The organism is Lentzea albidocapillata subsp. violacea (assembly GCF_900100275.1).
GTDB classification, from domain to species: domain Bacteria; phylum Actinomycetota; class Actinomycetes; order Mycobacteriales; family Pseudonocardiaceae; genus Lentzea; species Lentzea violacea.
On the sequence record NZ_FNET01000041.1, the window covers coordinates 20,736 to 28,100 of the forward strand.

A 7,365-nucleotide genomic window follows, 5' to 3' on the forward strand; every position below is an offset into this window, starting at 1 on the left:
TGCGGACCCCAGGGAGTCATCCCCGGAGAGCCCGCGGTGGAACTGCGGTGCTCCGGTTGGGGACTATTCCCCGGTCGCCTTCGCGATGATCTCCTTCGAGACGCTCGCTGGCACCTCGGCGTAGGAGTCGAACACCATCGAGTAGTTGGCACGACCCTGGGTCTTGGACCGCAGGTCACCCACGTACCCGAACATTTCCGACAGCGGGACCAGTGCCTTGACGACACGGATACCGCTGCGCTCCTCCATGGCCTGGATCTGGCCACGGCGGGAGTTCAGGTCGCCGATCACGTCGCCCATGTACTCCTCGGGCGTCGTGACCTCAACGGCCATCAGCGGTTCGAGGATCGCGGGAGACGCCTGACGGGCGGCTTCCTTGAGGGCCATCGAACCAGCGATCTTGAACGCCATTTCCGAGGAGTCGACCTCGTGGTAGGCGCCGTCGAGCAGCGTCACCTTCACGCCGACCAGCGGGTAGCCCGCCAGCACGCCGTACTGCAGCGCGTCCTGTGCACCCGCGTCGACCGACGGGATGTACTCACGCGGGATGCGACCACCGGTGACGGCGTTGACGAACTCGTAGAGCGCGCCGTCTTCCTTCTTCTCCAGCGGCTCGACGGTGACGAGCACCTTCGCGAACTGGCCGGAGCCACCGGTCTGCTTCTTGTGGGTGTAGGAGTACTTCTCCACCGCACGGCGGATGGTCTCCCGGTACGCCACCTGAGGCTTGCCGATGTTGGCCTCGACCTTGAACTCGCGGCGCATGCGGTCCACCAGGATGTCCAGGTGGAGCTCGCCCATGCCGGCGATGATGGTCTGGCCCGTCTCCTGGTCGAGGTTGACCCGGAACGTCGGGTCCTCCTCGGCCAGCTTCTGGATCGCGGTGCCGAGCTTCTCCTGGTCGGCCTTCGTCTTGGGCTCGATGGCGACCTGGATGACCGGCTCGGGGAACGTCATCGACTCGAGCACGATGGGGTGCTGCGGGTCGCACAAGGTCTCACCGGTCGTGGTGTCCTTGAGACCGATCACGGCGTAGATGTGGCCCGCGATGGCCTCGGTGACCGGGTTCTCCTTGTTGGCGTGCATCTGGAAGATCTTCCCGATGCGCTCCTTGCGGTCCTTGGTCGCGTTGATGACCTGGGTGCCCGCGGCGACCTTGCCCGAGTAGACCCGGATGTAGGTCAGCTTGCCGAAGAACGGGTGCACGGCGATCTTGAAGGCCAGCGAGGAGAACGGCTCGTCGGTGGACGGGCTGCGCTTCACGACGGTCTCGCCGTCCTGCAGCGTGCCCTCGACCGGCGGAAGGTCGAGCGGCGACGGCAGGTAGTCGATGACCGCGTCGAGCATGGGCTGAACGCCCTTGTTCTTGAACGCCGAGCCACAGAGGATCGGGTACGCGGTACCGGCGGCGACGATCTTGCGGAGGCCGGCCTTGATCTCCTCGACGGACAGGTCGCCCTGCTCGAAGAACTTCTCGGTCAGGTCGTCGTCGGTCTCGGCGACGGCCTCGAGCAGCTGCTCGCGGAACTCCTGCGCCTTCTCGAGCAGATCCGCGGGGATCTCCTCGATCGCGTAGTCCTCACCCTTCGAGACTTCGCCACGCCACGTGAGCGCGCGCATCTCGATCAGGTCGACGACGCCGATGAACTCGCTCTCGGAGCCGATCGGGATCTGGAGCGGCAGCGGCTTGGCGGCCAGCCGGTCCTGGATCGTCTTGATCGTGAAGTAGAAGTCCGCGCCGAGCTTGTCCATCTTGTTGACGAAGCAGATGCGCGGGACGTCGTACTTGGTCGCCTGCCGCCAGACCTGCTCGGACTGCGGCTCGACGCCCTCCTTGCCGTCGAAGACGGCAACGGCGCCGTCGAGGACGCGCAGGTTGCGCTCGACCTCGACGGTGAAGTCGACGTGGCCAGGCGTGTCGATCAGGTTGATCTGGTGGTCTTTCCAGAAGCAGGTCGTCGCGGCCGACGTGATCGTGATGCCGCGCTCCTGCTCCTGCTCCATCCAGTCCATCACGGCAGCGCCGTCGTGAACCTCGCCGATCTTGTAGCTGATCCCCGTGTAGAAGAGGATCCGCTCAGTCGTCGTGGTCTTGCCCGCGTCGATGTGGGCCATGATCCCGATGTTCCGGACCTTGGCAAGATCAGTGAGCACGTCCTGTGCCACGGGTCTTTCCCCTGTCTTGAGCTAGTGAGCTCACTAGGGCTGGGAGAGCCCGGCCTCGCCGAGACCGGGCGTCAGATCACCAGCGGTAGTGGGCGAAGGCCTTGTTGGACTCGGCCATCTTGTGCGTGTCCTCACGGCGCTTGACGCTCGCACCGAGACCGTTGCTCGCATCGAGCAGCTCGTTCATCAGACGCTCGACCATCGTCTTCTCACGGCGCTGCCGGGAGAAGGTGATCAGCCAGCGCAGCGCCAGCGTGGTCGAACGGCCCGGCTTGACCTCGATCGGCACCTGGTAGGTCGCACCACCGACGCGGCGGCTCTTGACCTCCAGCGACGGCTTCACGTTGTCCAGGGCGCGCTTCAGCGTGACGACCGGGTCGGTGCCGGTCTTCTCGCGAGCACCTTCGAGGGCTTCGTAGACGATCTTCTCGGCCACGGAGCGCTTACCGTCGACCAGCACCTTGTTGATGAGCTGGGTCACGAGCGGCGAGCTGTACACCGGGTCAGAGATAAGCGGCCGCTTCGGGGCCGGTCCCTTGCGGGGCATTAGCTCTTCTCCTTCTTCGCGCCGTAGCGGCTGCGAGCCTGCTTGCGGTTCTTGACACCCTGCGTGTCGAGAGAGCCACGGATGATCTTGTAGCGAACACCCGGCAGGTCCTTCACACGACCGCCGCGCACGAGCACCATCGAGTGCTCCTGGAGGTTGTGACCCTCACCGGGGATGTAGGCCGTGACCTCGATACCGCTGGTCAGCTTCACGCGAGCGACCTTGCGCAGTGCGGAGTTCGGCTTCTTGGGAGTGGTGGTGTAAACGCGGGTGCACACACCGCGCCGCTGCGGCGAGCCCTTGAGGGCCGCCGTCTTCTGCTTGGCCACCTTGTCCGTGCGGCCCTTGCGGACCAGCTGCTGGATCGTTGGCATTCGCCGGCTGCTTCTTCCGTCTTTGAGGGCTCGCCTTCCGGTTCACCCTCGTGTTTCTTGATCCCTCTCTGCACCCGAGGTCGGGCGTGTCGCCCGCTCCCAAGGTCCGCAAGCAACAGTTCAACTGCCACTGCGAGTGGAGGACACCACGGCCTCGCGGGCACGCGGAGCGGCCCGACATGGGTCGGGCACAGGTAGCAAAGATACCCGCCCACGTCTACCTGGGTCAAAACGGGGGTGCCGTACGCGCACCTGCTGTAGACCTGGATCCCGGAAACCACGCTACTCGGGTGACGGAGAACGCGCTTTGAAGCTCAACCTGCTGGTCTACGGCCTTATCGCCACCATCGTCGTGGGAGCGGGGTTCTTCATTGCGAAGGACCTGCTGGCGGGTCCCGGTGTCGGCGACTGCGTCGCGCCTCAGGCGAACAGCGCCACCCTGGAGCTGAACGAACTGAAGTGCACAAGCCGCCAGGCCATGTTCGAGGTGGCGGCGATCGGTGCGGACTGCCCGGCCGGCGACTACCTCGTCACCTCCGACGGCAACGAGAAGACCTGCTTCGTGCTGGATGTGGGCAAGAACATGTGCGTCAAGCCGCAGCAGTACGAAGACAGGAGCGAGGCCGTCGACGTCAAGACGTCAGGCGCGTGCCGCGGCGGTGACCTCAAGGAGGTCACCGAGGTCATCGACGGCACGTTCGACAAGTCGCGGTGCAAGAAGCCGGAACTCTCGCTCGCCTACTCGAAGCCCGCCAGGACGATCTGCATGGACAAGCTGTGAAGACGGCTGCCGTGATCGCCGCGCCGGCGTTGCTCGTGTCGAACGGGTGATATGCGGCGCCGGGACGCGCAAAGTCACGAAGGTCGTCGACGGCAGGTCCGACCGGGCGTTAGGTGGAGCGCGTCCCGCCTGATCGGCGAACTGATTCACTGTGCGCGTGGACGACCTGATCAGGGCGATGGCCTCGCTGACCGGCTCTTCCGCCGACCCGGAGGTGCTCGGCGGCGACCGCGGTGACGTCGTGGTGGTGCGCGTGGGCGACGTGGTGGCCAAGGCGCATCCCGCGGACGCCGACGTGGAGGCGTTGCGGCAGCGGGTGGAGATCGCGGCGGCGCATCCCGAGTTGATGCTGCCGCCGCTGAAGCCGTTGCAGTTCGTGGACGACCGGCCGGTGACGGTGTGGCCGTACGGGTCGCCGGTGAGTCAGGCGGATCCCGATGGGGCGCCGTGGGAGGAAAGCGCGGCACTGCTGGCGAAGCTGCACGCGTTGCCCGTGCGAGGGCCCGTGGCCGGCACGCCGGAACGGATCGTGCGCGCTATCGAGGCGTTGTCGCCGGACCTGCCGCATGCCGATGTCGTGTTGCGCGCGTATGAAGTCTTGCCTCCGTTGGACATGAACGGCCGTGCGTTGATCCACGGCGACTGGCATCTCGGGCAACTGGTGCACCGGGGTGGCTGGCGGCTCATCGACGTGGACGATCTCGGCGTCGGCGATCCGGTGTGGGACCTGGCGCGACCTGCGGCCTTGTTCGCCGCGGGGGTTCTGCCCGATGACCTGTGGGCGCGGTTCCTCAACGCCTACCGTGAAACGGGTGGTGTGGCTCTGCCGACATCCGAATGGGAAGCACTCAACATCCCGGCCCAGGCGTACGTTGTGCAGATGGCAGCACGGGCACTCATGTCCGGGCTGCAGGCAGTGGAACCGCTGGTTGAAGCCTGTCGTCGGATCGTCGCGACGCACGAGAGCAGTGACCGCGGCTAATATCGTTTTTGTCCGGTCCCACCGCAGGAGGCTCACCACGATGCAGTGTCCCAAGTGTCATGCGAACATGCGCACGTTCGACCGCATGGGCGTCCACATCGAGCAGTGCGACGGCTGCCGCGGGGTCTTCCTCGACTACGGCGAGCTCGAGTCGATCACGCGCCTCGAGGCCCAGATGCAGGCTCCGCCGCCCGCCGCTCCGGCGCCGCCGCCCGTCGCCTACCCGCAGCCGGCCCAGCCCGCCTGGGGTGCCGCGCCGCAGCAGGTCCACCACCACCACGGCGGTCACGCGGGCTACGGCGGCTACGGCCACCGCAAGCACCGCGGCCTCGGTGGTCTCTTCTTCTCCTCCTGAACGCGCGACGGCCCCGGATCTCTGGTCCGGGGCCGTTGACGACTACCGAGAAACAGGTAGATAATCGGTAGTCAACGGGAGGAGTAGCCATGTCTGTCGCGACCGAGGCCGCCCACATCCGCGACCTCTTCGACACGATCGAGGAGCTCGAAGCCGTCGCGTCATCCCTGTCGGAAGGCGACGAACGCCGTCGCCGCCTGGACGGTGTGGTGGCCAAGACCCTTCGCCAAGCCCCGCCGGTACGTCCCGTGGTGGCAGGCGAACTGCTCGACCTCACCGAGAAGACCGTGAAGGCCTGGGCCCGCGAAGGCGTACTCGCCATCCACAGCCAGGAACCACGCATGCTGCTCGACACCGTGCGCCTGCACGAGGTCCTCCACCTGGTGTCCGACCTCCGCCGCGCGGGCAAGACCCGCGGCCTCATCGACGAAGTCCACCGCCGCCTGAGCGACCAGTCACTGCTGGACCGCCCCGACCTGGCCTCGTCCCTCGACGAGATGCGCAGCGGCAAGGGACGCGTGGTCCGCCCAGTTTGATCGAGGTAGTGGAAACCCCCACAGCACACGCCCAGGCGAACGGCCTGCGCGGCCGAGCCCGCGTCGCCTACGAACGCTTCCTGGACGAACTCGCCCACTCGGGCTGCGCCGCACTCGGCTACCGCGTGACGGGCCCAGAACCCCTACCGCGCCTCTGCGTGAAACACCTCCGAGGCGCCGACCGCGTAGTAGTCGCCTTCCCCTCACCCGAAGTCGTGTGGGTGCTCCTGGTGGGCCCACACGACGACGACCCAGGCCAGGACCTCTACGAAGCCCTCTACGAGATGGCCGGCGTCCGCCCCCGCCTCTCGGAGAAGCGCACCAAACCCCGCTGCTGCACCGACGAGTCCGGCATCCCACCCCTGGTAGACGAGCACCTGGTGGACGACCTGGTCATCCGAGCCAGAGCCCTGGCGCGCGCCCGCCGCCGCTAACCAGGCTCCCGATCCAGCACGAACCCGTCAGCCACCGGGTCGTAGTGCAGATACGGCTCCTTGCTCGGGTCGCACCCTTCAAAGGTCAACGCCACCGGCAACCCGAACGCCCGCCCCAACTCCCGCAGGAACACGCCAAGCAGGTCGAGCCGCTCCTGCCCCTGCAACTCCCGAACGTCGACGTCGAAGAGAACCTCATCCCCGACAGCCTCGAAGAAGTTGACCAGAAACCCCTCACCGGGCCAGACGTGCAACGTCCCCCCGTCAAGCTCGGACCGCCACCCCCGAGCCACCGCCAGGTCGGCAACGGCCCACCAAGCCCCAGGCCCGACCCCCGCCACGCACCCGTCGTGCAACGGCCCGTCCTCAGGGTCGAACCACTCCCGAACGTCACGCCACCGCAGCTCCCCCATGCCTTCATGGAAGCAGGCACCCACAACCCAGATTCCACCGACAAATTTTCTTGTCAAGACATCCAGGGTTGTCCTACGCTCTGTTCAACGACGAACGGAGACCACGATGTCCTTCCAGGCCTACCTCGACGGCGCGGAGAAGAAGACCGGCAAGACCCCGGCCGAACTGCTGACGGCAGCCGCAGAACGCGGCTTCGACGGCACCACAAAGGCAGGCGTGGTCCTGGAATGGCTGAAGACCGACTACGACCTGGGCCGAGGCCACGGCATGGCGCTCTACCACGTGCTGAAGAACGGCGCACAGATCAGCGAGAAGCACGTAGGCACCAACGGCAGCCACCGAGACGACTCGACAACGCTCCGCCTGGACGGCATCGCCAACCGCTGACGGCAGGCCAAAGCAGGGGTCCCCTCGGGCTCAGCGTCCCCCGCGACCCAACGTACAGAGCAGGTCTGACACTCCCGCGAGGCCGATAACGAGCCGTCTTCCCGCACGCGACGCCGATAACGAGCCGTCTTCCCCCACGCGACGCCGATAACGAGCCGTCTTCCCCCACGCGACGCCGACGACGAGCCGTCTTCCCGCACGTGACGCCGACGACGAGCCGTCCTCCCCCACGCAACGCCGAAAATGAGCCGTCCTCCCTCACGCGACGCCGCAGGCGAGCCGTTCCCCCACGCGACGCCGTAGGCGAGCCGTCCTTACCGCGCGGGCCAGGCGGTGGGGTCCCATCACGAGTCGCGCCATAGCTCTTGCTGCACCTGAGGGGTGAGGTC

10 protein-coding genes are annotated in these 7,365 nt (G+C 66.6%); 6 read left to right on the forward strand and 4 right to left on the reverse strand.

The genetic code is table 11. From position 1 onward, the window contains the following. Nucleotides 1-63 precede the first annotated feature (63 nt). The 3 genes from fusA to rpsL all read right to left on the reverse strand — a co-directional run bounded on the left by fusA (nt 64) and on the right by rpsL (nt 3,087). Entirely contained in the window at nt 64-2,166 is a 2,103-nt protein-coding gene (gene fusA / locus BLR21_RS40640) for an elongation factor G (RefSeq protein WP_090015394.1), read from the reverse strand. 76 nt (nt 2,167-2,242) lie between these two features. Further along, nucleotides 2,243-2,713, reverse strand: coding sequence for a 30S ribosomal protein S7 (gene rpsG, locus BLR21_RS40645; protein WP_030478293.1), 471 nt, complete (start codon nt 2,711-2,713; stop codon nt 2,243-2,245). After that, nucleotides 2,713-3,087, reverse strand: coding sequence for a 30S ribosomal protein S12 (gene rpsL / locus BLR21_RS40650; protein ID WP_090015396.1), 375 nt, complete (start codon nt 3,085-3,087; stop codon nt 2,713-2,715). Before rpsL ends, rpsG begins: the two co-directional genes overlap by 1 nt. 307 nt (nt 3,088-3,394) lie before the next feature. Here rpsL and BLR21_RS40655 point away from each other — a divergent pair, with 307 nt between their 5' ends. From BLR21_RS40655 to BLR21_RS40675, 5 genes are all read left to right on the forward strand, one after another. Beyond that, nucleotides 3,395-3,868, forward strand: a complete 474-nt coding sequence (locus tag BLR21_RS40655) for a hypothetical protein (RefSeq protein WP_090015398.1) — start codon at nt 3,395-3,397, stop codon at nt 3,866-3,868. Between the two features lie 157 nt (nt 3,869-4,025). Next, nucleotides 4,026-4,850, forward strand: a complete 825-nt coding sequence (locus tag BLR21_RS40660; RefSeq protein WP_256335251.1) for a phosphotransferase family protein — start codon at nt 4,026-4,028, stop codon at nt 4,848-4,850. A 40-nt stretch (nt 4,851-4,890) separates the two neighbouring features. Beyond that, entirely contained in the window at nt 4,891-5,205 is a 315-nt protein-coding gene (locus tag BLR21_RS40665; protein WP_090015400.1) for a TFIIB-type zinc ribbon-containing protein, read from the forward strand. A gap of 89 nt (nt 5,206-5,294) precedes the next feature. After that, entirely contained in the window at nt 5,295-5,741 is a 447-nt protein-coding gene (locus BLR21_RS40670) for a hypothetical protein (protein ID WP_030478290.1), read from the forward strand. A gap of 8 nt (nt 5,742-5,749) precedes the next feature. Next, nucleotides 5,750-6,175 carry a hypothetical protein gene (locus tag BLR21_RS40675; protein ID WP_090015402.1) on the forward strand — a complete coding sequence of 142 codons (426 nt, stop codon included), beginning with the start codon at nt 5,750-5,752 and terminating at the stop codon, nt 6,173-6,175. On the opposite strand, the gene BLR21_RS40680 is transcribed toward BLR21_RS40675, so the two are convergent. Then, nucleotides 6,172-6,588 carry a hypothetical protein gene (locus BLR21_RS40680; protein ID WP_090015404.1) on the reverse strand — a complete coding sequence of 139 codons (417 nt, stop codon included), beginning with the start codon at nt 6,586-6,588 and terminating at the stop codon, nt 6,172-6,174. The genes BLR21_RS40675 and BLR21_RS40680 overlap by 4 nt on opposite strands. A gap of 106 nt (nt 6,589-6,694) precedes the next feature. Here BLR21_RS40680 and BLR21_RS40685 point away from each other — a divergent pair, with 106 nt between their 5' ends. Then, on the forward strand, nt 6,695-6,976 hold the full coding sequence (locus BLR21_RS40685) for a DUF4287 domain-containing protein (RefSeq protein WP_090015406.1): 282 nt from the start codon (nt 6,695-6,697) through the stop codon (nt 6,974-6,976). Nucleotides 6,977-7,365 lie beyond the last annotated feature (389 nt).